The 24,772-nt window shown below is 70.7% G+C and carries 21 protein-coding genes and 1 pseudogene; 4 read left to right on the top strand and 18 right to left on the bottom strand.

The features are described 5' to 3' along the window. Positions 1 to 131: 131 nt before the first annotated feature. The 3 genes from OG928_RS01240 to OG928_RS01230 all read right to left on the bottom strand — a co-directional run bounded on the left by OG928_RS01240 (position 132) and on the right by OG928_RS01230 (position 5,725). Positions 132 to 1,067: a universal stress protein gene (locus tag OG928_RS01240; protein WP_406277792.1), complete on the bottom strand. Its 936-nt coding sequence runs from the start codon at positions 1,065 to 1,067 to the stop codon at positions 132 to 134. A 50-nt stretch (positions 1,068 to 1,117) separates the two neighbouring features. Then, positions 1,118 to 3,820, bottom strand: coding sequence for a cation-translocating P-type ATPase (locus OG928_RS01235; RefSeq protein WP_406277789.1), 2,703 nt, complete (start codon positions 3,818 to 3,820; stop codon positions 1,118 to 1,120). A 237-nt stretch (positions 3,821 to 4,057) separates the two neighbouring features. Continuing rightward, positions 4,058 to 5,725 (bottom strand): GAF domain-containing protein, encoded by a 1,668-nt coding sequence (locus OG928_RS01230; protein ID WP_406290703.1) that lies wholly within the window; start codon positions 5,723 to 5,725, stop codon positions 4,058 to 4,060. Between the two features lie 403 nt (positions 5,726 to 6,128). Between OG928_RS01230 and OG928_RS01225 the strand changes: the two genes are divergently transcribed. After that, positions 6,129 to 6,791 carry a response regulator gene (locus OG928_RS01225; RefSeq protein ID WP_406277786.1) on the top strand — a complete coding sequence of 221 codons (663 nt, stop codon included), beginning with the start codon at positions 6,129 to 6,131 and terminating at the stop codon, positions 6,789 to 6,791. A gap of 86 nt (positions 6,792 to 6,877) precedes the next feature. Here the strand turns inward: OG928_RS01225 and OG928_RS01220 are convergent, their stop codons facing one another. The 5 genes from OG928_RS01220 to OG928_RS01200 form a co-directional block, all read right to left on the bottom strand. Next, positions 6,878 to 7,579, bottom strand: a complete 702-nt coding sequence (locus OG928_RS01220) for a CBS domain-containing protein (RefSeq protein ID WP_406277783.1) — start codon at positions 7,577 to 7,579, stop codon at positions 6,878 to 6,880. Between the two features lie 74 nt (positions 7,580 to 7,653). Further along, positions 7,654 to 8,325 carry a hypothetical protein gene (locus OG928_RS01215; protein WP_406277780.1) on the bottom strand — a complete coding sequence of 224 codons (672 nt, stop codon included), beginning with the start codon at positions 8,323 to 8,325 and terminating at the stop codon, positions 7,654 to 7,656. A 271-nt stretch (positions 8,326 to 8,596) separates the two neighbouring features. Further along, positions 8,597 to 9,097, bottom strand: a complete 501-nt coding sequence (locus OG928_RS01210) for a GNAT family N-acetyltransferase (protein ID WP_406277777.1) — start codon at positions 9,095 to 9,097, stop codon at positions 8,597 to 8,599. Between the two features lie 125 nt (positions 9,098 to 9,222). Further along, positions 9,223 to 9,606, bottom strand: coding sequence for an STAS domain-containing protein (locus OG928_RS01205; RefSeq protein ID WP_406277774.1), 384 nt, complete (start codon positions 9,604 to 9,606; stop codon positions 9,223 to 9,225). Between the two features lie 351 nt (positions 9,607 to 9,957). After that, entirely contained in the window at positions 9,958 to 10,425 is a 468-nt protein-coding gene (locus tag OG928_RS01200; RefSeq protein ID WP_406277771.1) for a hypothetical protein, read from the bottom strand. A gap of 231 nt (positions 10,426 to 10,656) precedes the next feature. On the opposite strand from OG928_RS01200, the gene OG928_RS01195 reads away from it, so the two are divergent. Beyond that, positions 10,657 to 12,300: a (2,3-dihydroxybenzoyl)adenylate synthase gene (locus OG928_RS01195; protein WP_406277768.1), complete on the top strand. Its 1,644-nt coding sequence runs from the start codon at positions 10,657 to 10,659 to the stop codon at positions 12,298 to 12,300. A gap of 199 nt (positions 12,301 to 12,499) precedes the next feature. On the opposite strand, the gene OG928_RS01190 is transcribed toward OG928_RS01195, so the two are convergent. The 8 genes and pseudogenes from OG928_RS01190 to OG928_RS01155 form a co-directional block, all read right to left on the bottom strand. After that, complete coding sequence (locus tag OG928_RS01190) at positions 12,500 to 12,832, bottom strand: hypothetical protein (protein WP_406277765.1); 333 nt, start codon at positions 12,830 to 12,832, stop codon at positions 12,500 to 12,502. A 130-nt stretch (positions 12,833 to 12,962) separates the two neighbouring features. Beyond that, entirely contained in the window at positions 12,963 to 13,463 is a 501-nt protein-coding gene (locus OG928_RS01185) for a DUF1453 domain-containing protein (RefSeq protein ID WP_406277763.1), read from the bottom strand. Between the two features lie 169 nt (positions 13,464 to 13,632). Then, on the bottom strand, positions 13,633 to 14,808 hold the full coding sequence (locus OG928_RS01180) for an MFS transporter (protein ID WP_406277760.1): 1,176 nt from the start codon (positions 14,806 to 14,808) through the stop codon (positions 13,633 to 13,635). Positions 14,809 to 14,922: 114 nt separating this feature from the next. Then, the gene (locus tag OG928_RS01175) at positions 14,923 to 15,417 is read right to left on the bottom strand and encodes a GNAT family N-acetyltransferase (RefSeq protein WP_406277757.1); all 495 of its coding nucleotides are present in this window, start codon (positions 15,415 to 15,417) and stop codon (positions 14,923 to 14,925) included. Further along, positions 15,418 to 16,608, bottom strand: a complete 1,191-nt coding sequence (locus tag OG928_RS01170) for a type III PLP-dependent enzyme (RefSeq protein ID WP_406277754.1) — start codon at positions 16,606 to 16,608, stop codon at positions 15,418 to 15,420. Positions 16,609 to 16,646: 38 nt separating this feature from the next. Further along, the gene (locus tag OG928_RS01165; RefSeq protein ID WP_406277751.1) at positions 16,647 to 17,960 is read right to left on the bottom strand and encodes a DUF6271 family protein; all 1,314 of its coding nucleotides are present in this window, start codon (positions 17,958 to 17,960) and stop codon (positions 16,647 to 16,649) included. Further along, positions 17,942 to 19,008, bottom strand: a pseudogene (locus OG928_RS01160) (phytanoyl-CoA dioxygenase family protein). The gene OG928_RS01165 and the pseudogene OG928_RS01160 overlap by 19 nt, the downstream one beginning before the upstream one ends. A gap of 320 nt (positions 19,009 to 19,328) precedes the next feature. Continuing rightward, positions 19,329 to 20,834: a glycoside hydrolase family 3 protein gene (locus OG928_RS01155; RefSeq protein ID WP_406277748.1), complete on the bottom strand. Its 1,506-nt coding sequence runs from the start codon at positions 20,832 to 20,834 to the stop codon at positions 19,329 to 19,331. A 673-nt stretch (positions 20,835 to 21,507) separates the two neighbouring features. On the opposite strand from OG928_RS01155, the gene OG928_RS01150 reads away from it, so the two are divergent. Further along, positions 21,508 to 21,957 (top strand): phospholipase, encoded by a 450-nt coding sequence (locus OG928_RS01150; protein ID WP_406277745.1) that lies wholly within the window; start codon positions 21,508 to 21,510, stop codon positions 21,955 to 21,957. 244 nt (positions 21,958 to 22,201) lie between these two features. Continuing rightward, positions 22,202 to 23,179 carry an NADP-dependent oxidoreductase gene (locus tag OG928_RS01145; protein ID WP_406277742.1) on the top strand — a complete coding sequence of 326 codons (978 nt, stop codon included), beginning with the start codon at positions 22,202 to 22,204 and terminating at the stop codon, positions 23,177 to 23,179. Positions 23,180 to 23,220: 41 nt separating this feature from the next. Here the strand turns inward: OG928_RS01145 and OG928_RS01140 are convergent, their stop codons facing one another. Next, complete coding sequence (locus tag OG928_RS01140; RefSeq protein ID WP_406277739.1) at positions 23,221 to 23,841, bottom strand: GNAT family N-acetyltransferase; 621 nt, start codon at positions 23,839 to 23,841, stop codon at positions 23,221 to 23,223. Positions 23,842 to 23,988: 147 nt separating this feature from the next. After that, positions 23,989 to 24,234: a hypothetical protein gene (locus OG928_RS01135; RefSeq protein ID WP_406277736.1), complete on the bottom strand. Its 246-nt coding sequence runs from the start codon at positions 24,232 to 24,234 to the stop codon at positions 23,989 to 23,991. Positions 24,235 to 24,772 lie beyond the last annotated feature (538 nt).

The raw sequence follows: 24,772 nt of genomic DNA, 5'->3' as shown, positions 1-24,772 counted from the left end.
GTACGGCCTGCGGGCGCAGCAGGACCCTCTCGTGGCGGTAGCCGTGTCGGACGAGGTCGTGGACGCGGCCGTGGCGTTGGTGAGTCGGTCGTGCGGAGCGCGCGGGTGTGCGCGTGGCGTGTGGGTGCCGGTCACCCTTGGTGGGGCGCCCGGGTGCCGACGGGAACCAGGAGGATCGGGGCCTTGGCGTGGTGCAGCACCGTGTGGGTGGTGCGGCCGAGGTTGGGCCCGAAGCGGGCGGTGCGGCGGTGGGCGGCCAGGACGACGAGGTCGGCGTCGGCGCTCGCGGCGATCAGCGCGTGGGCGGCGGCGTCGAGGACGACGGCCTCGGTGACGGCGACGTCGGGGTACTTCTCGCGCAGCGGTGCGACGGCGGCGTCCAGGGTGGTCTCGGCCAGGCCCTGCCAGTCCTGCACGACCCACGGGGCCGGGGCGAAGGGGGCGCCCGCGGACACCATGGCCGGGTGGCGCCACGCGTGCACGGCGTGCACGGGGACGGACCGGGCCAGGGCCTGGGCGAAGGCGGCCTCCAGGGCGGGGGCGCAGTCGGTGCCGGAGACACCGACGACGATCGGCCCCGGCGTGCGCTCGGGGGCGGGCCGGTGCTCAGGGTGCACGACCAGGAGCGGGCAGCGGACGACGGCCGCGATCGGGAGGCCGACCGAACCCATCAGCAGACCGGCGAAACCGCCGAGGCCGCGACTGCCGACGACGAGCAGGGCCGCGCGGTCGCTCGCCGCCGCCAACGCGTCCACGACGTCCGCGAGTTCGACGGTGGCGACGACCTTCAGATCGGGGTGTCGCAGGCGGGCGCGTTCGGCCGCCGCGTCGGCGATGGCGTGCGCGTTCTCGCGCAGCTGTTGCCCGAAGCGGTCCTTGCCGCCGCCGAGTTCGACCCACTCCAGAACGTGCAGCACCTCGAGGGTGGTGTGTCGGCGCAGGGCCTCGTCGGCGGCGAGGTCGGCGGCGACCTCCGCGGCCGGTGAGCCGTCCACGCCGACGATCACGTGGCCGAGCGGAAGCGTGGGCCGCGGACTCGAACCGGCGGACGGCGATGCGTGGTTCATGGTGGGTCCCTTCGCGGTGTGGTCGATCGACCGGGTACGCCGATCTGCCCTCAGCCTCGGGCGTCGGGCGCGTGGGCCACAGGGCCGGAAGTCCCGGTACGGGCGAGCCGATCGGCCCGTTCGCCGGCGGCGGGCGGCGGGGGATCGCCGGCGCGGCGGGCGCGTGAGCCGGCCCACCGCGCGACGCGGGCGGCGAGGAAGCCGACGAGGGCACCGGCCAGGGCGAGCAGGAGCTCGACCGCGGGCAGCGTCTCGGTGCCGAGCAGTTCGCGCAACCACGGCGTGTACACGCCGGCCAGGCCGAGCGCGGCGGATGCCAGGACCGCGAGCGGCAGCGCCGGGTTCGCGCGGCCGAAGGGCCGGGTGCGCAGGCCCATGACGACGCCCAGTTGGGCGGCGAGCAGGGTCAGGAACAGCAGGGTCTGCCAGGCGCGGCCGGTGTGCTCGGCCCAGACACCGACCGCCAGGGTCACACCGGTGACGATCGCGCCCAGACAGCCGACGCGTTGCCACAGGCCGTCGCCGAGGATGCTCTGCTCGGGCGGGCGCGGCGGCCGGCGCATCGTGCCGGGGCCGACGGGTTCGGTGCCCAGGGCGACCCCCGTGAGGCCGTGCGTGAGCAGGTTGATCCACAGGATCTGCGCGGCGACCAGCGGGATCGGCAGCCCCAGGGCCGGCCCGATCAGCATGACCGCGATCTCGGCGGTGCCGCCGGAGAGCGCGTACACGAGGAAGCGGCGGATGTTGTCGTACACCCGACGACCCTCCTCGACGGCGGAGACCACGGTGGAGATCTCGTCGTCGGCCAGGATCACGTCGGCGGCCTGGCGGGCGACCTCGGTGCCGCGCCGGCCCATCGCGACGCCGATGTCGGCTCGGCGCAACGCGGGGCCGTCGTTGACGCCGTCACCGTTCATCGCGGTCACCGCGCCGCGGGCGCGCCACGCCTGAATGATCGTCAGTTTCTGTTCGGGGGAGGTCCGGGCGAAGACGCGGGTCCGGGTGAGGTCGAGGTTCGGGTCGGCCGCGAGGTCGTCGCCGGTCAGGACCGTCGCGGAGCGGTCGTCGACGATGCCCAGGCGTACGGCGATCTCGCGGGCGGTGGCCGGATGGTCTCCGGTGATCATCACCGTGGTGATGCCGGCCGCGCGGCACGCGGCGACGGTCTCCTTGGCCGCGGCCTTGGGCGGGTCGTCGATGGCGATCAGGCCGAGCAGTGTCATGGCCCGCTCGACGGACTCGGCGTGCGCCGGGATCTCGTCGAGGTCGCGGGTGGCGAGCGCCAACACGCGGTAGCCCTCGGCGGCGAGGACGTCGGCCGCGTGCCGGGCCGCGCGCAGCGCGTTCGGATCGGCGGTGACGAACTCGGCCGTGAGCACCACTTCGGGCGCGCCCTTGAGGACGGCGCGCAGCCCGCCGCCGGGCGCGCGATGGACGGTGGTCATGCGCCTGCGTCCGCTGTCGAACGGCGCCTCGGCGACGCGCGGGTACCGCTCGCGCAGGGCAGCGCGGTCCAGGCCCGCCTTGCCCGCGGCGGCCACGAGCGCGGCCTCGGTGGGGTCGCCCAGCGCCTGCCAGGCCGCCCGGTCGGCGTCCGGCGGCACCAGCGTCGCGTCGTTGCACAGCGCGGCCGCGACGAGCAACTCGCGGATGTGCGGCACGGTGTCGAGCGCCGCGACCCGATCGCCCACGCGCAGTCGTCCGGTCGGGGCGTAGCCGGTGCCGGTGAGTTCGGCGGTGCCCGAGGGTGTCCACAGTCGTTCGGCGACCATGCTGCCCTCGGTGAGCGTGCCGGTCTTGTCGGTGGCCAACACGGTGACCGACCCCAGGGTCTCCACCGCGGGCAGGTTGCGCACGATGGCGTGCCGCGCGGCCATCCGGCGAGCGCCGAGCGCCAGGCCCAGGGTGACCACGGCGGGCAGCGATTCGGGAACGGCCGCCACCGCCAGGCTGATCGCGCTGATCGCCATCGCCTCGGTCGGCTCCCCGCGCAGCAGACCCAGCGCGAACACGACCCCGCACAGCACGACGACCACGAGCGCCAATACCCGGCCGAGCCGCGCGAGTCGGCGCTGCAGCGGGGTCGGGCCGGGGCGTTCGCGCATCAGCGCCGCGATCCGACCGAGCGCGCTGTTCGCACCGGTCGCGATCACTTCGGCGACCACCCGTCCGCGCAGCACGACGGTGCCCGCGGCGAGCACGTTCTGGGTCTTTGTGGGCCCGGTCGGGTCGATGGGCGACTTGTCCACGGGCACCGATTCGCCGGTCAGCGAGGATTCGTCGACCAGCAGCGCGGACGCCTCCGATACGAGGGCGTCGGCGGGCACGACAGCACCCTCCTCCAGGAGCACGACGTCCCCGGGGACCAGGTCCACGGACGGGAGTTCGCGCTCGACACCGTCGCGCAGCACGCGCACGGCGGGTGTGGTCAGGTCGGACAGGGCTGTCACCGCGCGATCGGCCCGGATCTCCTGGACCACGCCCACCACCGTGTTGAAGATGACCACGACCAGGATGATCGCGGTGTCGGCCACGTCCCCCGTCACGGTGGTCAGCACGGCGGCGGCAAGCAGGACCAGGACGAGCGGATCCCGCAGTTGCGCCGCGATCCGCGCCCAAACCGGTACCGACGGGGCCCGTTCGATCGTGTTGCTCCCGAACGCGGCCCGCCGGTCGGACGCCTGACCTGTCGTCAGCCCTTGGCTCGGTGTCGCGGATCGCGGTGGGAGGGCCGCGATGGGGCCGTCGCGCATGATGGTCCGCCGTTTCGGGTGGATGCGGTTGCGGTGGCTCGTCGGCGGCCGCCGACGACTGCGTCGACCCTGGTCGCTCCGGCACCCGTCCGGACAGGGCCGTTCGTCCCGCCGCCACGGGCCGGACGGCCCCGTCGTCGGCTTCGTCGTCGGCCCCGGGACCGCCGGGACCGGCGGCGCGCACTCGGTGGGGCCGACTCGGCGGGGCTTGAGGACACGTCCTCGGCCCGGCGCCCGTCACTCCAGCGGTACGCGCCATTCCAGGAGGGCGCCGCCGTCCGGGGCGGGGCCGAACGAGAAGGAGCCGCCGAGGGCTTCGGCGCGCTCGCGCAGGTTGTCCAGGCCGCTGCCGCGGACGAGGTCGGGGGACGGCCCCACGCCGTCGTCGTTCACGCGCAGGCGCACCCGCTCCGCGTTCGCCTCGGCGTGCACCTCCACCCGGCTCGCCCGCGCGTGTCGGGCCGCGTTGGTCAGCGCCTCGCGCAGTACCGCCACCACGTCCTCGGCGATGTCATCCGACACGAGCGTGTCCAGCAGGCCGTCCACCCGCAACGTCGGGGCGAAGCCGAGCACTTCGGCGATCCCGTCCACCTCGCGCAGGCACCGCGAACGCAGCCCCGTGCCCTGGTCCCGGCCGCGGGCCTTGAGCGAGAAGATCGTCGAGCGGATCACCTTGATGGTCTCGTCCAACGCGTCGACCGCCGCTTCGACCCGTTCCAGCGCCACGGGATGATCGATGAAGCGGGTCGCGCTCTGCAGCGTCATCCCCGTGGCGAACAAGCGTTGGATCGCGAGGTCGTGCAGGTCCCGCGCGATCCGGTCGCGGTCCCGAAGCACCGTCAGGAGCTCGGCGTCGCGCCGCCGTTCGGCGATCTCCAGGGCAAGCGCCGCGTGGTCGGCGAAGCCGGTGACCATGCGGACGACCGCGGTCGGCAACTCGGGGCGGTCGGTCCGATTGGCGATCTGGAGCACCCCGCGGATCCGTTCGGGCGTCCCCAGCGGCAGCAGGAAGGCCGAGCCCAGGTCGAGACCGGTCGCGGTCGCGACGACCGCGCGCGGATCGGTGCTCAGATCCGTGCTCGTGATCGCCTCCCCGGAGCTGAAGACCTTCCCCATCAGGGTGTCCTCGCCGGACAGGACCATGCCGCGAACCCGATCCGCCAACGGTCCGTCGGCGGCCTCCACGAGCAGGTCGCCACCCGGGACCGGTACCGCCAGGGTCACCAGGTCGGCGTCGGCCATCTCTCGGATCGTCGCGGTGAAGGCCCGCAGGACGTCCGCGGGCGCGTCCCCCGAGAGCAGACTGCGGGTCAGGTCCGAACTCGCGGCCAACCACCGCTCGCGCCGGAGCACGTCGTCGTACAGGCGGGCGTTGTCGATCGCGACCCCGGCGGCCGCGGCCAGCGTGCGCAGCACCGCCTCGTCGTCGTCGTCGAAGTCCGTCCCGCCGCGCTTCTCGGTCAGGTAGATGTTGCCGAAGACCACGCCCCGGATTCGGATCGGCACGCCCACGAAGGTGTTCATCGGCGGATGTCCCTTCGGGAACCCGAAGGAGTCGGCGTGGGTGGACAGGTCGTGCAGCCGCAGCGGATGCGGGTCGCGGATGATCGACCCGAGGATGCCGCGGCCGGTCGGCAGCGGCCCGATGCTCAGGATCGTCTCCGGGTCCATGCCCACGGGCAGGAACCGGGCGAGCTGTTCCTCGTCGCCGATCACCCCGAGGGCGCCGTACCCGGCGTCCACCAGGGTCACGGCCGACTCGACGATCCGGCGCAGCACGGTCTCCAGGTCGAGGTCGCCGCCCACGGAGAGGACGGCCTCCAGCAGGCCGCCGACCCGATTCCGGGTGGAGCGGACCAGCTCCACGTGCGCCTGGAGCTCGTCCAAGAGTTCGTCCAGGCGCATGCGTGGCAGTGCCGGTCGATAGTGGTCCGACGTCACAGCCCCTCCAAGGGTTCGGTGAATCGTCGGGAAGCTCCCACCGCCATCCTGTCAAAGACGCCCGCGCACGTCTGCTTGGTCACCGAATGACCGTTGCGGCGCCTTCGGCCGTCCTCGGTCGGGGGAGCCGTCGTAGCCGCCCAGGACGACCGGGAACCAGGACGACCAGGACGATCAGGAACCAGGACGACCAAGACGACGAGGACGCCCAGGAGGCCCGTGACCCCCGTGACGCGTCGGTCGTCTCGCGTGGTTGTCGGTTGCTCCGTCGGTGGGTTCTGGTCGGGTCGGCCCACCACTACGGTGAGGAGCGTCGGTAGAGTCGGCGCCCGAAGCCGGTTCCCGGCGGATCATCCCAAGGAGGGGCATGTCGACACCGCCTATCCGAGTCTTTCTCCTCGACGACCACGAAGTGGTCCGCAGGGGCCTCGCGGACCTGCTCGGCGGTGAACCCGACATCGAGATCGTGGGCGAGTCCGGGTCCGCCGCCGAGGCGACCCGACGCATCCCCGCGCTCCGGCCGGACGTCGCGATCCTGGACGGCCGACTCCAGGACGGGAGCGGCATCGACGTCTGCCGGGAGGTGCGCTCGCGCTTCCCCGAGATCAAGGCGCTGATCCTGACCTCGTTCGACGACGAGGAGGCGCTGTTCGCGGCGATCATGGCGGGTGCGGCCGGCTACATCCTCAAGCAGGTGCGCGGTCGGGACCTGATCGCGGCCGTGCGTGCCGTGGCCGCGGGCCAGTCGCTGCTCGATCCGGCGGTCACCACACGCGTGCTGGACCGGGTCCGCAGGGGGCCCGCCGCCGACCCGACCCCGGACGGGCTGAGCGAACGGGAGCGGCAGGTCCTGGAACACATCGCCCAGGGCCAGACCAACCGGGAGATCGCGGAGAGCCTGGGCCTGGCGGAGAAGACCGTCAAGAACTACGTCTCGGCCGTGCTGAACAAGTTGGGGCTGGAACGCCGAGTCCAAGCCGCCGTGTACGCCACGGAGTTGCACCACGGCACCGACCGCGCCCACCCCTGACGGTCCGCCCGGGCCATCCCCCGGCCGCGGGCAACGCGCCCGGGGGAGGCGGTAGTTCTCCTCGGCGACCGATTGCCGAGGAGAACTCAGCGACCGGTCGCGCGCCGCTTGAAGCGGGGTGGACCCGGCTTGAGGTGACTGTCGTCGAACTCGTACGTCAGGTCGTGCGTGACGCTGTCCACGCCCTCGACCGCCCGGCACAGCCGCACCACGATGTCGATCAGGCTGCGGTTGTCCACCTTGCCGGACAGCCGCACGACCGCGTCCTGGACCTCGACGGTGACCTGTCCGGGTTCCAGCCACAACGCCTCACGCAGAACACCCTCCTCGATCTCCGTGCGGATCACCGGGTCCGGCTGCAGCAACGTGCGCAGCAGGTCGCGGCGGCTGACGATGCCCACGAGTCGGCCGGAACCGTCCACCACCGGAAGGCGCTTGACGTGGTGACGGTCCATCAGGCGCGCGGCCCGCAAGGTGCCGGCCAACGGATCCACGGTCACCACGGGCGAGGTCATCAGCTCCCGCGCGGTGTGCCCCACGCCCTTGGGCTCCCGGCCGGTGCGCCGGTGCGGCCCAGGCGATATCGCGTCGGCCCGCGCCTGGGCGATCCGCGTGTGCAGCAGGTCGGCCTCGGAGACCACCCCGAGTACGCGGCGTTCGTCGTCGACCACCGGCAACGCGCTGACCCGCCACGTCTCCAACAGGCCGGCGATCTCCGGGAATCCGGCGTCGGTGCCGACGGTGGCGACGTCGTGCGTCATGACGTCCTCGATCTTCCTGTGCAACATGCGAACCTCCTGGAGGTGTCGGAGTACTGAGGGGCGCCCGGACGTGCCGGTCCGACCGCGTCGGACCGCGCGGTTCAGAGCAGCCAGTGGTTGCGCTCGACGATGGGCAGGCGGGCCCAACGGGCGCCCAGGCCCAGGCGGCTGCGGACCGCGAACGCGGCAAGCGCCACCAGGGCGATCGCGTAGACGAGGTGGTAGTCCACGAACGGGTTCGTGGAGCCGCTCGCCGCACCGCTGTCGAGGTGCTTGGCCGGGGGCCATTCGGCCATCCACATCAGCGCCATCATCGCGGTGCCGGCGATGGCGGCGAGCCGCAGACCGATGCCGAAGGTCAGCGCGACGCCGAGCCCGAGCAGGCCGAGCATGAACAACCAGTCCGCCCATCCGGCGCCGGCCCAGCCGCGCAGGGTCGAGGCCATCGGGCCGACGTCCACGTGCGACAGGAATCCCCGCGTGGGCGAGCCGCCGTCGATCCAGCCCTTGCCGCTGCGGGTGGCGTACCCGAGGCCGAAGGTCTTGTCGAGGAACGCCCACAGGAACGCGAATCCCAGCACCACCCGCAGACCGGCGAGAGCGGCGTCGGCGGCGCCGATCCGGGTACCCACGACGGTCGCGTGCCGAGCGCCGGCGGCGGGAGTCGCACCGTCCGCGGGAGTCCCGGGAGTCGCGGGCGCCGGGTGTTTCGCGGATGCGCGGTGCGGCAGGTGGAAGCGTGTGCTCGGGCGGTGGTCCTGTGACGTGGTCATGGTGGGTTCCCTCCCAGTGTGGCGCGGTGGTGTGTCGCCGAGTGGTGCTCCGGCGTTCGGTTGGTGCGTCTCGTGCTCGGGCCGTGTCCCGACCTTCCCGCGTGCACTGCGGCGCCCCCAGGGCCGACCGGCCCGATCGCCCGGGCACAACGGCCGGTTGCCGCCAATCAGCGTCCACCGCAAGGCCGTTGCGCGCCGTGCCGGGGCCCGATCAGGTCCACCACGCCCCCTGCCCGGTGGCGGTGGTACCGCTCCGGCACGCTGTGACCACTCACAAAGCGCGCTCCATGCAGACCAGTTGATCCCGCTCGTCCCACGATTCGGTGACGGTGAACCCGAGCCGCTCGTACAGGGCAATGACACCCGTCCGCCACGTCCACACCGACAGCCCAACGGTTTCGACGCCGTTTTCCGCGGCGTGCGCAAGCGCGGCGCCGACCAGCCCGGACGCGATACCCCGGCCTCGGCATGCCGGGTCCGTCCACAGCCTCTTCAGCTCCGCCCGACCCCCGACGGGGGCGGTCACCACAAGGCAGCCCATGGCGGTGTCCCCGCTCAACGCCACCAGCACGACATCGCCGCCGAACGCGGTCCGCGGGTCCAGGATCTCCGCCCGATAGCGGTCCGGCAGCCCGTCCACACCGGCAACGGCCTCGCCCTTCTCTGCCTCCGTACGCAGATGGTAGGCCGCCAACAGCTCAGCCAACCCGCCCTCATCGGAAGGGCTCCGACCTGGCCAACGGACGACAACAACCTCGGGTTGATCAGTCATGACGCCAGCTTCACACGACCCGTATCGGACGCCGGCCGAGTCTCTTGATCCCTTTCGCAACAGGCCCGAGTCGTCCGGCCGCTCAGCCGAACGAGGACGGCGCGGGTGGGAGCGGTGGCCGCACGCTACGCCCGGGTCCCCGTTCGGCGTCGCGGTGCGTTCGGCGGCGCCGCGGTCGTGAAATGGCAGTCGATCGCCTCGGCCAGTCGCACCAGCCGAATCACCTGGGCCGGTTGTCCGGCGATTCCCGTCAGCGTGAGACGCGTTCCGGAGCGGGCGCAGCGGGTTCGCATGCGCAGGAACAGGTTGATCCCGGAGCTGTCACAGAAGTCGAGGCCGCCGAGGTCGAGCCGTAAGGCGGAACGGCCGTGCCGAGCCAGCGCCGACAGTGTCGGTTCGATGGCGGCGACGCTGTCGAGATCGAGCTCGCCGCGGACGTGAACGACGACCCGGTCCTCGGGGACCCCATGGGTGCTCGAACCACTCGGCGTCGTTGCGATGGTGATCACGGAGTCTCCTGCGTCGGCTATGGCCGCCGTTCGGCCGATCGACCCGGGCGGTACGACCTCAGTCAACTCGGTCCGACGCCTCTACCCCAGGGCCACCCGGCCCACCACGAACGCCGAAGGTCCCGGCGGACCGGAGCGGTTACCCCATCGTCTCGGCCGTCCCACCGAGCGTCGGCCCGTCCGCCCGTCCGCCGCTCACGTGCGGGCGCCGAGCGGCGGTTTCCCCGACTCGACCCGACCCCGAGACGCGCCCGCGCCGCGCCTCGGACCGCCGCGACGCCGCCGTCCCGGGCGCGGCTATCCCACGAGCGCGCCCCGGCCCGGTACCGGTGCGGACGTTTGGGTGCTCCTTCAGGCGCGGCGCAGGTCCATGACCATCACGGGGTACGGCCCGGCGGAGATCTCGGCGGTTGCCTGCTCCTCCGGAATCACGTTGTCCATCCGCATCCGCAGACCCCCGTCCCCGGTGGCCTCGAACCCGACGCGCCAACCCCAGCCGTCGCCGTAACCGCCGGCGAGCTCGACCCCCGCGTCCACTCCCGGGCGCCCCGACAACGACATCGGCACCGGCTGCTGATGCCAGGAGTCGGCCCACATGGCGACAAGGGAGCCGTCGTCGCCGGCCGACCCGAGCACGACCAGCCCGTCCTGCGGCCCGTCGTCCGGGTGCCGCCAGGAATACCCGACCGAGGTCAGATGGCCGCCGGCCGCGACCGTCACGGTCGCCGCCGCCGGAAACTCGGTGAGCGGGTCACCGGGCATCAACCGGAACCCGTTCGTGCCCGCCCACGCGCCGACGAAGTCGGAGAGGATCGCCATGCGCCCACCATGACACGACGGCCACCGACCCGCCCGCTTCTTCCGCGCCGTGTCCGACACCGGAGATTCCGGGTAGTCGCACTGTGCTCCAGCCGTTCTGTGCCGGGCCGTTCCGGGCCGTTCCGGACCAGCCGCTTTCCATCCGGCAAGGACACACAGATGAGATTTAGGCTAGCCTAACCAAACTCCAATTCGCCTGAGCGGTCATCAACGCGGAGGTCGACGAACCCGATGAGTCATCCCAACTCTCCTGCGCCGTCGCTAAGTTCGGGCCTGACACCATGGCCGGCGGAAACGGCCGCCGAATACCGCAAGGCCGGCTACTGGGACGGCCGCACCCTGGGGCGCCTGCTGGGCGATTGGACCGCCGAATACCCGGAACGACTCGCGGTGGTGGCCGGCGACCAGCGGCTGACGTACCGTCAACTCGACGAGCGCGCCGACCGGATGGCCACCGGCCTCGCCGAGCTCGGGATCCGCTCCGGGGATCGGGTGCTGGTCCAACTGCCCAACGTCGCCCCCTTTCCCGTGCTCTTCTTCGCGCTGGCCCGGCTGGGCGCGATACCCGTGCTGACCCTTCCCGCGCACCGGCTCACCGAGATCGGCCATCTCGCCCGGCTGAGCGGCGCCGTCGCCTACGTCGTGGCCGACGAGGTGGCGGGCTTCGACTACCGCGATCTGGCCGCGCAGGTGCTCGCGGAGGCGCCCGATCTGCGCCATGTGCTCGTGGCGGGCGACCCCGGGCCGTACGTCGCGCTCGACACCATCGACGGCGAGCCCCGCCCGCGACCCGAGCCCGACCCCGCCGATGTCGCGCTGCTGCTCGTGTCCGGCGGCACCACCGGCGTGCCCAAGCTCATCCCGCGCACGCACGACGACTACGGCTACAACGCCCGGGCCAGCGCCCAGGCTTGCGACCTCGGCGGCGACACGGTCTACCTCGCGTGCCTGCCCGTCGCGCACAACTTCCCGCTGGCCTGCCCCGGAATGCTCGGCACCCTGTCCGTGGGCGGCACCGTGGTGCTGTCCCCGTCCCCGGCACCGGACGCCGCGTTCGCGCTGATCGCGGCCGAGGGGGTCACGCACACGGCGCTGGTCCCGCCGCTGATCCCGCTGTGGCTGGACACCGCGGAATGGGACGACAGCGACCTCTCCAGTCTGCGGCTGCTCCAGGCCGGCGGCTCGAAGCTGTCCGCCGAGGTCGCCCGGACCGTGCCCGAGGGCCTGGGCTGCGCCGTGCAACAGGTGTTCGGCATGGCCGAGGGACTGCTCAACTACACGCGCGCCGACGACGACGCCGAAACCGTGGCCACCACCCAGGGCCGCCCGTTGAGCCCCGACGACGAACTGCGGATCGTGGACGCGCAAGGGCGCGAGGTCGCGCCCGGCGAGATCGGCGAACTCCTCGTCCGCGGGCCCTACACGCTCCGCGGCTACTACCGGGCACCGGAGGTCAACGCGACGGCCTTCACCGCCGACGGCTTCTACTGCTCGGGCGACCTGGTGCGCCGACTCCCCTCCGGACACCTGGTCGTCGAGGGGCGGGTCAAGGACACCATCGACCGCAACGGCGAGAGCGTCTCCGCCGAGGAGGTGGAAACCCACGTCCGCGCCCACCCGAGCATCGGACAGTGCGCGGCGATCGGCTTGGCCGACCCCGCCCGCGGCGAGCAGATCTGCGCCGTGGTCGTCCTTGCCGCCGGACACACCGCACCCACCCTCGCCGAACTCCGCGCCTTCCTGGTCGACCGGGGCGTCGCCGCCTTCAAGATGCCGGACCGCATCGCGGCCGTCACCGAGTTTCCCCTCACCGCAATCGGCAAGATCGACAAGCGCGCCCTGACCGAAACCCTGTCGAACCGCCCGCCCGCCTGACCCACAACACCGGTACGAGACCGACGGCCGCCTCGTGGTCCGCTCGCCACGAGGCCGGCCGCACATGGCCGCGTCGTGCGACGTCGGGGGCGACCGATGACCAAACAGCCCACACCCCCGTGCTCGCGGTCCGGATGGCCGGCGCGGCGACCCGGTCCACCACGGCGGCGGGATCGCGCCACCTGCCCGCGCGCGTCCGTCAGAGCGTGATGCCCGCCTTCCTGAGGATCGGGTTGCACACGGCTCGAAGTGCCTTGAAGCGAGCCGGGATCGCATCCTGGTTCGCCTCGGGCGACCTCACCCAGTTCACCTCGTTGCGAAAGGCGTCACCGAACGCGTACCGCTCCGCCTCGCCGAGCTGCTGCAAACGCGCGTCGTCCATCAGCGTGTGCAGGCGCCCGAGATAGCTCTTGTAGTCGTTCACCTCGTTGTAGTCGCCGGCCGCCGACACCGCGCCGACGTTCCCGACGAGCCTTTCGACATCGTGGCGCAGTTCGCTCACGGTGGTCCCGAGATCGTTCTCGGTCGTCATGGAGTGTGTCTCCTCGCATTCTCGACAGCAGGCGGTGTGCCCTTCCCCATATCAACTCACCGCCTGCTGCCGGCGAGCGCGCACTCCGCCGTCCGTGGGCGCGTCCCGCAGCATCGCGGACGCGCGGTGCTCAGCGCCGGGTGTACCCGTCGAGCAGGCCGGGCCGTTCGGGGGCGAAGGGTGTTCCGACGGCCAGACCACGCGCCCCCACGACCAGCGCCTCACCCAGGAAGCCGAGGCCGATGGACAGCTTGATCGGCCAGGCATCCTCGTTCATGCCCATTCGCACGGCCACGAAGCCGAAGGCGGCCATCGCCGCCAGGGTCGCGGCGATGGCCAGGAACGTCCGGCCCGTATAACGCTGGAAGAGCATCCCGTCTTGGGGGTAGACGCGCACGGTCGCCCCCCGCGCCGCGCCCAGCCCCACCGCGAGCACCGCACCGCCGACGACCCATCCGATGTCGGTGCCGGTCAGCCCGTCGACCTCGGCCAGCGACCAGATCCCGAGTGCGACGAGCACCACCGGCGGCCCGAACAGGTCCCGGGCATTGGGCGGTTCGCCCACCAGCCGCTTGATCACCACCGCGATCGCCACGACCGCGATGATCGAGGCGAGCAGCCAAACGTTCATACTTCCCCCGCGCCTACCGATCCGTGAGGGCGACCGAACCGCCTCCAAGTGCCCATCCCAGCACGGACCGAACGCCGGGACATCGTCTGCCGGGCCTACACCGAAGGATGTACCGGCCCGGCACGCCTCACCCCTCCGCGGCGCACCCGACGCGGCACCCCGCCCGGAATCAGGTCGCGTCGGCGAGGGTCGACCAACGGATCCGCGTGGCGCACAGGGACACCAGGATCGCCGCCGCCGCGACCGCGCCCATGCCCCACACCAGGCTGCTCGCGTTCGCTATGAAGCCGATGACCGCCGGTCCGGCCAGCAGGCCCACGGTCCCCATGGTGGCGACCAGGGCCAACGCGTCCGGGCCCTGTCGTGCGGCGGTCACGTAGACGCACGGCGTCACGGCCGCGACGCCCAGCCCGACGCACGCGAACCCGATCAGCGTCGGCACCACGCCACCGACCACCAGGGCCAGCGCCAGCCCCGCACCGGCCACCGCGCTGCCGACCCGGACGACGAGCCCGTCGCCCCAGCGGCTGCGCCGGCCGTCGGCGAAGATCCGGGCCAGCACCATCATGACGGAGACGACGGCGATGCCCATCGGTGCCAGTTCGGAGGGCGCGTCGACGACGTCCTCCAGATACAGCGCCGACCAGTCGTTCATGGCGCCCTCGGTCACGGTGCCGAAGGCCATCGCGCAGCCCATCCAGAGCGTCATGCGCGCCGGCACGCTCCACTTGCGGGGGCTCTTCTTCACCGGCTCCGGATCGTCCGTCGGCTGGTCTTGCGTCAACAATCCCGACCGGGTGGACCCGACCAGCAGCAACAGCAGGCCGGTGGCCACCGCGAAGTGTGCCCCCGTGGACGAGGTCAACCAGTTCATGCCGGACGCCAGGAGCGCGGCGAACAGCGCCCCGGCGCTGAACGTCGCATGCAGCTTGGCCATGGTCGTGCGCCGGAACTCGACCTCGAGCGCGGCGCCCTGCGCGTTCATGGCGACGTTCAGGCAGCCCACGGCGACGCCGTCGCAGAGCAGCACCACCAGCGCCACCGGATAGTTCGGCGCCGCGGCCAACGCGAGCAGAAGCAGGCCCAGCACGAGGGCCGACAACGACGCGAGGCGCTTCGAGCCCAGTCGCTTCATCAGCATCCCCAGGAGGGGATAGGAGGCCGCGGCGCCGACACCGGTGGCCATCAACAGCAGCCCGATCTCCGCCTCGCTCAGATCGAGCCGCGACTTGATCGTGGGGATCCGCGAAGCCCAGGTGCCGTACTGGAACCCGAGAAAGCAGAACAACGCCGCGATCGCCAACTGCGCTCTGCGGAACGGATCGCGAACGCGAACGCGAAACATATGAATCAGCCCACTTGTCTTCCGGTGGTGATCCGTGCAGCGGATCGCTGGTCGGCTTCGATTTCGGCTACGGCTACGGCTACGGCTACGGCGTCGACGTCTCGGCGCGACACCTCATACCGCCCGGGACATGTACACCGCGTTCGGGCCGTAACTGCTGGGGAGTTCGACCTCGTGATGGGCCTTGTATCCGTTCGTCGACCAGAAGGTCTCGCTGCCGCCCACGGCGATCAGGGAGATCCGTTCGTGCGCCCTGGATCCGGCCGTCGTGGTGAGGTGGCGCAGAAGACGCTTCGCCAACCCCCTCCCGCGCAGATTCTCGGCGATGACGAGATCGTGCAGATGCAGATTGGGCGAGCGAAAGGCGATCTCCTCCCGTCTGGTCGGATCGGGGTATCGGAACATCGGATAGGGCAGCGCCAGAACATAGCCCGCCAGTCGCCGATCACACTCCAGTACGAAGCACGTGGCCGGTGAGGCGCGCGCCCTGGACTCCAGCGCGGCCCGTTCCTCCGACAGCGCGCTGTCGGTGTACGCGCCGGCCTCCAGCGCCACGATGCCGTTCCAGTCGTCGTCGGTGATCCGCCGGATATGCACGTCGGAGGCCATCTACTTCCGACCACCCACGGATACGCCGACACGGGGCGACTGTTCGCCGTGTATCAGGGTGTACGGAAGCGGGCTGAAACCGTTGAACCCCTGCGTCATGTAGCTGGTGGCATAGGCGCCGGACGACAGGATCCAGACCGGATCCCCGGATTCGACCGCCTCGGGCACTCGAACGAGATTGTCCTCGTGCGCATAGGCGTCGTCCGAATCGCACGTGGGGCCCGCGACCACGGCCGGCACGTATTCCGCGTCGGCGTGGGAGGGAAAGACAAGCTTGTATTGCAGCTCGTCCATCTCATACAATCCGTTGAACTTTCCACAGCTCAGGTACAGCCAGTACTGCCGTTCGCCGCTCAGTTGTTGCCGCGAGGAAAGTCGGGAAACGTGCGCCTTGATGGCACCGTGATCGGCGACCAAGTGACGTCCCGGCTCCATGACGAATTCCAGGGGAGTCCCCGACATCCCCCGGAGTTGCTGCATTCCCTCTCGGACGACCGCGAATATCTTGTCCACCGGGGGATCCAGCGACCTGCCCCGCTTGTCGAGATAGCCGAGGGCGGGCAGGCCGCCACCGAGGTTTATGTGGTCCGGAAAGATCCCTCGCCGATTCAGGGTGGCGAGCACCTCGGAGAGGCGTTCGAGAGCCTCTCTCCAGGCCTCGGCCGTCATTTGTTGTGAGCCGACGTGAACCGACAGCCCCGACGGCGTCAGGCCCGCGTCCCGCGCCGCCTCCATCACCCGCACCGCGTCGGCACCCGAGCAGCCGAACTTCCGGCTGAGGCCCCAGAGCGCCCCGTCCCCGCTGGTGGCCAACCGGCAGAACACCCGTGCCCCCGGGGCATGGGTGGCGATCGCGGCCACGTCCTCCAGGCAGTCGGTCGCGAAGTCGCGGACGCCGAGACGATGGGCGTCGACGATGTTCCGGTCGGACTTGATGGTGTTGCCGTAGTGGATCCTGCCGATCGGTACGCCGGTCCGGATCGCCTGCGCGATCTCGTTGGGACCCGCCGCGTCGAAACCGGCGCCCTTGTTCGCGAGACAGGTGAGCACCTCGTCCACGGGGCAGGCTTTCATGGCGAACCGGACGTCGACGCCGGGTAGTTCCCGCGTCAGCGATTCGTATTGTCTTTCGATTCCGGCGAGATCGAAGACGAGCTGGTCCTCGGAGGCGGCGGCCAGGGCGGCGTGCATATGTATATTCATGTGCCTAAGTGCTGGTCTGGATCCGGCTACGGGATGGGCTGGTAGAGGCTCGTGGCCTTGCTCGCCCGCATCAGCGGGTCCCACGCTTCGATCAGCAGGGCGAATTCCTCGAGGTCCTGCCGAGCTTCGTCGAGCAGTTGCCGACCGCACGACGCCAGGATGTCGGCGAACTCGGCATATCTACCGCCCAGCTTTCGATAGGAACGGTCCAGTTCCCTCAGTCGCTGTTCGTTCTCTGCCCTGTCCAGCCAGGTGCTCTCCCTGGCCAACGCGACGATCGTGGACGCGCGGACGCGGTGGCGATCGTCCAGCAGCGCCGCGTCGGCCGCCGCCATCCCGGCGTAGATGAAATTGAAGTAGAGCATCGACAGGAAGAACTTCGTGAACCGCAGCTGGTACGCCATGAATCCGGCGTCCGTTCGCCGTTCCTTGGTGTAGAAGTTCACGATGTTGCGGTTGTGCAGGACGCCGGGCAACCGGGCGTCGTGGACCAGGTGCATGAGGAAGTAGTCGCTGCCGATGGTGTCGGTCGCCGGTGGCAGCGGGACGCGGTCGTACACCTCGTGATCGAAACTGATATTGCACATGTCCAGCCGCATGGGATCGACGATCGTCAGGGTCGATCGATCCCGGACGAAGGGGTCGGTGCCGGCTCCCGTGAAGGATTCGGCGACGAGTTGCCTCTTCTCCTCGTCCGACGCTTGGGCGGGCGCCCACAGGCTGACCACGTCGTGGTAGACGTCCGGGTCGAGCCGCTGGATCTCACCGATGTCCACGGAGAGCTCGCCCACGAACGAACTGCCCACCAACACCACCGGCCGGTCGGCGAGTTCCGGAGCCAACGTGCTCTCGGATACGCCGTCCACCGCGTCGATCGCGCGCTTGCCGAGCGACATGAGTTCGTGGTGAACGGGAAACACCGGCGCACCGTCGAGGACCTGATAGCCGCTGTCCGAATCCCTGCGGTGTACGGATCGACACCCGAGTGCACCGGCGATCAGGAACGCGCGATTGGTGCAGGCTCCGTAGGAGACGTCGGCCGGCAACATGAGATCGAGGATCAGCTCGGGCTTGGCGACGCCGGCGCGGTCGATCACCTCCCGCAGAAACTGCCGCTGCGCCGCTTCGCCGAGGTGATGCCAGATGACGTTCGGCGCCCCGGCGACCTCGCCGACGACCCTGGCGTGCTCCGCGAGCGCCCGTTCGTCGGAGGAGTCCAGGATCAGCAGGTGCACCTCGACATCGAAGTGTTCGGCCGCGTGGGCGGCTTCCTCGCCGATGGCCGATATCGTCGCGGCGCAGGGCCTGTTCGTGGGCAGGGTCAGGCAGATTTTGGGCATGCCAGTTCTCCGGTCGACTCTTCGAGTTCCGCCCACGCCAGGATTCGCGCCCCAACAACTTCGCGCCGAGATCGTTCAGCGTGGCCGTGCCGTACCTGAGCGATTCATGCTTCGTCGCGTCGCCGACCAGCGTCTTGTTCCAGTCCGGCGTGCCGAGCCGGCGCCACGAGTCGACCCGGGATCGCCGCATCTCCTCGTGTGCTTCCAGCGCGGGCATCATGGAGAGGTACTGGACCGCGCGAACGCCGCTCTCGGAGACGTTGCGTGCCACCCCGTGCGCGAGCAGACCGTTCCAGATCAGCAGGTCGCCCGCTTGGAGTTCGGGTCGGATCACGGGAAACTCCGCGCGGTCGACCCGAGGTCTGATGGGATCGCGGTCGGCCGGCTGAGCGACCTTCCACTGGTCGAACCGGCGGAACAACTCGGGCGCGCACTGGAATCCGCCCTGTTCCGGCCGGGTGTCGTTGAGCGCGATGATCCCCTGGACCCGCTGGGGCAGCACGCCGAGCGTGGTGTCGACATCCCAATGGAGTTCGATGTCGAACCCCTTGTCCGTGGGCGCGATGTGCGCGCGATCGCGATCCTTGACGTTGGGCGGGTTGAGGTTGAGCCGGTCCAGGGTCACCCACAGCTCTTCGCAGTCCCACACGTCGACGAACGCGTCGTAGACGCGCTGTGCCTGACGGCTGTCCCACAGGAGTTGGTGGTGGTACGCCTCCACGAACCCGTATATGTGCAGTTCTCGGTCCAGGTCCGACCGGAACCGTCGATGATCCGAGTACCAACTCTCCGGTCGGGCCGGGTCGAGTCCTTGGAAGTCCCAGGTGAACTCCAGCAGACGGGCCGCCGCGGCGGTGGGGATCGCCTGCTTGACGATGACGTAGCCGTAGGTCTGCCAGAAGGCGAAGTCCTCTTGCGACAACACGCGAAGAGGTCGGGACTTTCGGAGATCCCTGAGCGGTGTCTGCGCCAGGTACGTCTCACCGTCCGCGCTGAAGTACGGGATGTCCGAAGGGGCTCGATACAGGTATCGGTCGGGCGTGGGCATGCAACCACTCCAGAGTTCGAATGTGCCGGGTTCGACCGGATCGACCGGATCGACCGGTCGCCTCGGCGCGATGGGCGGATGGCCGGCTTGCCGGGGCAGAGCACGCCGCGACCTCGGCCCGCCGCTCGTGCTGCGACGGGATGCCGACCCGGGACGAGGGTCGTCGAACGCCGTTACAGGACACGGGGGTTCGTCCCCGCGTCGACGGACGTCGGGCCGGAGGATCGCGGCAGCGCTTTTTCCGCCGGCGGCGCGCCCGACGGCCCGGTACGGGATCGCCGCGCCGCCGGCCGTGCGCGCCGAATCCCCCGCGAGGGGCGTCAGCCCGCAAGCACCTCGGCGACCGCCACGCCCGAGGCCGTGGTGGCTCCGTAGGTCGCGATGTGCACCGCTCCCTGTGTCTCGGCGGTCGGCAGACCCATCTCGACCACGATGGCGTCCGGACGGGCGCTCAGCAGGTGCTTGAGGGAGTTCGCCATCCAGGTGTGTCGGGACGCGTCCCGGACCACGATGACCAGCGGCCGCTCGGTCGCCGGCCCCAGTACGTACCGGTCGAGTACGGAGAGGTCCTCGCCGTTCACGTCCTCCTCGTGGATCCCGACCGAGGTCGTCCCGATCAGTCGTTCGCGCAGCGGTGCGGCCACCCCCCAGGGTGTTTCCTTGGCGATGGCGAGGTTCATCGTCGGGATGAGCTCCACGACGTGCGGTGCAGCGCCGAGCGGCAGGACCTCGGCGTCGGCCCCGGTCAGGCGAAGGGCACGACGGGCGGCCACGAAGCCGATGTCCGACTTGATCCGATGCGGCGGGGCGGCTCGGAAGATGCCCTTCGACCAGGCGGTGAACTCCTCCACGCGCGCCGCCGCTTCCCTGAGCCGATCCTCCGAGAGTCCACCGTCACGGACGGCGACCACCAGCGCCGCAGTCAGGAGGTCGACGACCTCCGGATCGGAACTCTCCCCACCGATGCACACCGCGTCGGAACCGCCGGCCACGGCCCGCACCGTGGCACCGGCGATGCCGTAGAGGCCGCTGACGGCTCCCATCTCGATGCCGTCCGTGATGACGAGGCCGTCGAAGCCCATCTCCGTTCGCAGCAGATCCACGAGAAGTCGCGGACTCAGCGTGGCGGGAAGCTCGGGGTCGTAGGCCGGGACGAGCAGGTGAGCGCTCATCACCGCCCGGACACCACTCTCCATCGCCGCCCGGAACGGCGGCAGCGCCTGCTCCCGGATCACCTCGACCGACGCGTTGTAGGTGGGCAGTCCGTGGTGGGAGTCCACCTCGGTGTCGCCGTGTCCGGGGAAGTGCTTGGCGCAGGCCGCCACGCCCGCGGACTGGAGACCGCGAATCCAGGCGGCCGAGTGCCGGGCCACCAGGTCCGTGGTCGCACCGAAGGACCTGACGCCGATGACCGGGTTGTTCGGATTCGAATTGACGTCCACGCTCGGCGCGTAGGTCAGGCTGATTCCCGCCGAGCGAAGCTCGTGCCCGATGTCCCGGGCCACCGCCTCCGTCAGATCCGGGTCGTCGATCGCGCCGAGCGCCAGGTTTCCCGGGCGGGTGCTGCCGGTCAGCGACTCGATCCGGGTGACGTCGCCGGCCTCCTCGTCGATGGCGATGACGAGGTCCGGGTTCTCGGCGCGAAGTTGCCGGGTGAGTCGCGCCAGTTGCCCGGCGTTGGCGATGTTGCGGGAGAACAGGACCACGCCCGACAGGCCCTCGCCGATCCGGCGAAGCAGCCACTCCGGTGCCTCGGTGCCCTTGAAGCCGGGCTGGAGGATCTTGTAGGCGAGGGTCGTCAGTTCGCTGCTTCGTGTACTGGGCAAGGTCAGCCGGGCCTTCCTGGAGTGCCGATGGATGGACCGCAGCGCGGGGCACTTGGTCCAGACCAATTGAAATATTGGCCTGGACCAATCGTCACGTCAAGTGCCGCGATGTGCCGCTCTCCGCGCCGAAGAGGGCTTCGGGCAGAGGGTGTTGCGTCGTGACGCGGGTGCCGCGAACGTGCCTGCGGCGAGGCGAAGTGCGCTGATGACGAGGTCGCGCGGGTCGCCATGGCGCGAGGCGCGGGGGCGGTCCGCGGCCGGGAGGCGGGCGCGGCAAAGGTCGCGCCCCGGCCCGGTGCGGGGGCTCGAACCCTCAGTGTTCACACGCGAGTTGCACGAGTTTTACGAATCGGTCGTGGTCGGCCCGCGTTGCGGCATGCTCCCGACACCCGTGCCCGCGCCTTACGTCGGCCGCATCGGCCGCGTCGGTTGCATCGCCCGCATCGGTCGTTCGCCCGCGTCGCCGCGAACGGGAAGGACCGGTCGAGTGAATTTTCGAATGCGGCGGGGTCGAACTATGGACTACCGACCGCTTCACCCTGTGGGATGGCTTGCGCTCCCCGTTCTCCACTCGGGCCTTGCGTTTCCGGTGGACGGCGGGGAGTTCGGAGTTCGGCTGCACACCCCTGACCCGACGTCCATACGGGGAGCGTCGGAATATTGGAGGTATTTGATGCGTCGGCTGACCACAACCCTTGCCGCCACGGCGGTGGCCGCCATCGCCGGAGTCGGCGTGGCCCTGCCCGTCCACGCCGCCCCGGCGGACAAGCCGAAAGTACTGTCAAGCTGGACCCAAACGAGCGTAGACAGCTACAACGCCTGGTATTCCGCACGCCAGAACCAGGGATCCTGGTCCGCCTACGCCTTCGACTGGTCGACCGACTACTGCAGCAGTTCGCCCGACAACCCCTTCGGCTTCCCCTTCCAGGTCTCGTGCGCGCGCCATGACTTCGGCTACCGCAACTACAAGGCGGCGGGCACCTTCAGCGCGAACAAGTCGCGGATCGACAGCGCCTTCTACGAGGACCTCAAGCGCGTGTGCGCCCGCTACGGCGCGGTGACCCGCGCCACGTGCAACAGCACGGCGTGGACCTACTACCAGGCGGTCAAGGTCCTGGGCTGACGATCCACCGGCCGAGCCCCGTCGCAACCATCGCGGCGGGGCCGTCTGTGTGCCCGACCGCGCCGACGCCGGGCGACGGAATGACGAACCTCATCGACGCCGCACCCGAAGTCGTGCCTGGCCCGATCCTTTCACTCATTGGCCATCGGGCCACTACTGGGGGGCTTCCGGCTCCGGCAGGCTGGGAACGTGCCCAAGCGAACCGGCACGAACCACAAGAAATACGCGCCGAAAAGAGATCGTCATGTCCCAGACCTCCACCGTCCCCACCACCACCACCATGCGCGCCGTCGTCCAGGACGCCGCCGGAGGCCCGGAGGTGCTCAAGGTCGTCGAGACGAGGCGCCCGGATCCGGGCGTGGGCGAGATCCTGGTCCGGGTACACGCGGCGGGTGTGAACCCCGCGGACTGGAAGAGCCGAGCCCGAGGCGCGTTCTCCACCGGAGCCAAGCCGCCGTTCACCCTCGGCTTCGACGTCGCGGGGGTGGTCGAGGCGGTCGGCCGCGGGGTGACGCTCTTCCAGCCGGGCGACGAGGTGTTCGGGATGCCGCGTTTCCCGCACCCGGCGGGCGCGTACGCCGAGTACGTCACCGCCCCGGCCCGACACTTCGCCCCACGCCCCCGAGGCCTCGATCACATCCACGCCGGCGCCCTGCCGCTGGCCGCGCTGACGGCCTGGCAGGCCCTGGTGGACACCGCGAACGTCCAGCCCGGGCAACGCGTACTGATCCATGCCGCCGCCGGGGGCGTCGGCCACCTGGCCGTCCAGATCGCCAAGGCCCGCGGTGCGTACGTCATCGGCACGGCCAGTGCCGCCAAGCACGACCTGCTGCGCTCACTGGGCGTCGACGAACCGATCGACTACCGCACCCGGGATTTCGCCGAGACCGTCCGCGACGTCGACGTCGTCCTGGATGCCCTCGGCGGCCCCACCTGGGCCGGCTCCCTGCGCACCCTGCGCCCGGGCGGCATGCTGATCTCGATCCTCCCGCCGGACGACACCTTCCCGGTCAAGGAGGCCGAGGCGGTCGGCGTACGGGCGGTGTTCATGCTCGTCGAACCCGACCACCACGCCCTGCGGGAGATCACCACCCTGGTCGAGAACGGCCGCCTGCGCGTAATCGCCGACGCGGTCTTCCCCCTCGAACAAGCCGCTCAAGCCCACATGTTGGGCGAGACCGGCCGCACCACCGGAAAGATCGTCTTGTCCGTCGCCCCCTGACCCACCACGCCCTGGACCACGCGGGAGGCGCCCCCTGTTCCTTACCCGCCGTCGATCGGTTTGCTCATGAACAGGGCCGTCTCACCCTCGCTCGACGTTCCGTTGTAGAGGGTGGTGTCGAGGCCGCACAAGACGAAGCCCATCCGTCGATACGCGCGCACGGCGGGGACGTTGACACTGGTGGTCTCCAGCCAGGCCGTGCGCGCGCCGTGGCTGCTCCCGTACGCGAGGGCCCGTTCCATCAGGCCCGCGCCGACACCGCGCCCGCGATACCCGGGAGCGACCGCGATCACGTGCACGACCAGGCGGCGATTCCACTCCTGCACCTCGACCTCGACGTAGCCACAGACGGTGTCGGTGTCGGTGTCGGTCTCGGCGTCGGCGTCGGTCTCGCCGTGGACTGCGACCACGACGTGTCGGCCGGTCGACTCGTCGTCCGCGTCGTCCTCATCCTCATCCTCATCCTCGCGCTCGCCCTCGTCCTCCGCGGGGAAGACCTTGACCAGCGGCGGATCCACGGAGACCGGCCGAAGCGTGAACGCCTCCTCCTCCACCACGACTTCGTACACGGTGTCCGTTGTGAACGAGTCGTCGATCGCGCCCATCCCCGCCCCGTCCCGCGGCAGGGCCGACCGATACTCGATACGCCCTTCGAAACTCAACTCCGACTCCCCGCTCCGATGCCGATCCCGACCCCGATCCCACTCCGGAAACCGTAACCGGCCGGCCCGCCCGCGCGTCGAGCCCCTCCGGTTCTCCGCGACGCCCGAACCCGCGTATCCACGACGGCCATTCCCGTCACACCGCGATCACCGGTGGACCCGTTTCACGCGTGCCCGTTCCCGGTAGGCGGCGGCGATCAGGGCCACGCCGAGTGCCACAAGCACGGTAGAGGCCCACGGCTGCATGGCCCTGGTCGCGACCACCCCGAAGCGCGTGTCGAAGCCGTACCAGGAGATCCCCGCGCCGACCCCCTGCACCGTCGCGGCCCAGCCGAATCCCTCCAGCCAGCCCGCTGCCGCAGTGGACTCGCGCTTGCCCTCGTCCGTCGTCATGGTGGTCGCCTCCGCCGTCCGATCCCGTCGATTCGCCGTCGTCGACGCCCGACCCCGCAAGCCTCGCGGCCCGAACACCCCGGCGCGTCGACGCGCCGAACGAGAGGCGGATGCGCACTTCGATGTACGAGACCGGGCGGCGCGGCCCTCCCCACCGGCGCCACCTGCCCCGCTACGCCGCAAATCGACGCCACCGCGGCGGTGGTCGTGGTGGGCCTGGCGCTCCTGATCGGGGCCCTGGCACTGGTGGGCGCGTAGCGGGACACGCTGACCAAGGAGGTGCGATCGGCCACCCGGGTGCGCGCCGAGGAGGTCGCCGCGGTACTGGAGGCCGGGAGGGAGCCGCAGGCTCTGGCGGTCACCGAGGACGACGAGCAACTCGTTCAGATCCTCGGCCCCGCCGGTGACATCGTGGCGCGTTCAGCGCGCACATCGCCGGCAGACCCGCCGTGGCGGCGCTGCGCCCCGGGCAGTCGGCCGAGATCCGCACCCCCGGACCGACGGAAACGAAGCCAGGAGCTGCCCACGTTCCATCCGG

It is taken from the genome of Embleya sp. NBC_00896 (assembly GCF_045207785.1).
In the GTDB taxonomy this organism is placed as follows: Bacteria; Actinomycetota; Actinomycetes; order Streptomycetales; family Streptomycetaceae; genus Embleya.
The sequence above is the reverse complement of the archived record's forward strand: the minus strand, read 5'-3'. Positions and strand labels throughout refer to the sequence as shown.

Excerpts from the sequence above, each read along its gene's own strand:
- OG928_RS01215 (WP_406277780.1), bottom strand. The coding sequence starts at position 8,325 with ATGACCACGTCACAGGACCACCGCCCGAGCACACGCTTCCACCTGCCG.
- OG928_RS01165 (WP_406277751.1), bottom strand. The coding sequence starts at position 17,960 with ATGCCCAAAATCTGCCTGACCCTGCCCACGAACAGGCCCTGCGCCGCG.
- OG928_RS01170 (WP_406277754.1), bottom strand. The coding sequence starts at position 16,608 with ATGCACGCCGCCCTGGCCGCCGCCTCCGAGGACCAGCTCGTCTTCGAT.
- OG928_RS01195 (WP_406277768.1), top strand. The coding sequence starts at position 10,657 with ATGAGTCATCCCAACTCTCCTGCGCCGTCGCTAAGTTCGGGCCTGACA.
- OG928_RS01180 (WP_406277760.1), bottom strand. The coding sequence starts at position 14,808 with ATGTTTCGCGTTCGCGTTCGCGATCCGTTCCGCAGAGCGCAGTTGGCG.
- OG928_RS01220 (WP_406277783.1), bottom strand. The coding sequence starts at position 7,579 with ATGTTGCACAGGAAGATCGAGGACGTCATGACGCACGACGTCGCCACC.
- OG928_RS01185 (WP_406277763.1), bottom strand. The coding sequence starts at position 13,463 with ATGAACGTTTGGCTGCTCGCCTCGATCATCGCGGTCGTGGCGATCGCG.
- OG928_RS01190 (WP_406277765.1), bottom strand. The coding sequence starts at position 12,832 with ATGACGACCGAGAACGATCTCGGGACCACCGTGAGCGAACTGCGCCAC.
- OG928_RS01230 (WP_406290703.1), bottom strand. The coding sequence starts at position 5,725 with ATGCGCCTGGACGAACTCTTGGACGAGCTCCAGGCGCACGTGGAGCTG.
- OG928_RS01145 (WP_406277742.1), top strand. The coding sequence starts at position 22,202 with ATGTCCCAGACCTCCACCGTCCCCACCACCACCACCATGCGCGCCGTC.
- OG928_RS01200 (WP_406277771.1), bottom strand. The coding sequence starts at position 10,425 with ATGGCGATCCTCTCCGACTTCGTCGGCGCGTGGGCGGGCACGAACGGG.
- OG928_RS01150 (WP_406277745.1), top strand. The coding sequence starts at position 21,508 with ATGCGTCGGCTGACCACAACCCTTGCCGCCACGGCGGTGGCCGCCATC.
- OG928_RS01210 (WP_406277777.1), bottom strand. The coding sequence starts at position 9,097 with ATGACTGATCAACCCGAGGTTGTTGTCGTCCGTTGGCCAGGTCGGAGC.
- OG928_RS01135 (WP_406277736.1), bottom strand. The coding sequence starts at position 24,234 with ATGACGACGGACGAGGGCAAGCGCGAGTCCACTGCGGCAGCGGGCTGG.
- OG928_RS01240 (WP_406277792.1), bottom strand. The coding sequence starts at position 1,067 with ATGAACCACGCATCGCCGTCCGCCGGTTCGAGTCCGCGGCCCACGCTT.
- OG928_RS01235 (WP_406277789.1), bottom strand. The coding sequence starts at position 3,820 with ATGCGCGACGGCCCCATCGCGGCCCTCCCACCGCGATCCGCGACACCG.
- OG928_RS01175 (WP_406277757.1), bottom strand. The coding sequence starts at position 15,417 with ATGGCCTCCGACGTGCATATCCGGCGGATCACCGACGACGACTGGAAC.
- OG928_RS01225 (WP_406277786.1), top strand. The coding sequence starts at position 6,129 with ATGTCGACACCGCCTATCCGAGTCTTTCTCCTCGACGACCACGAAGTG.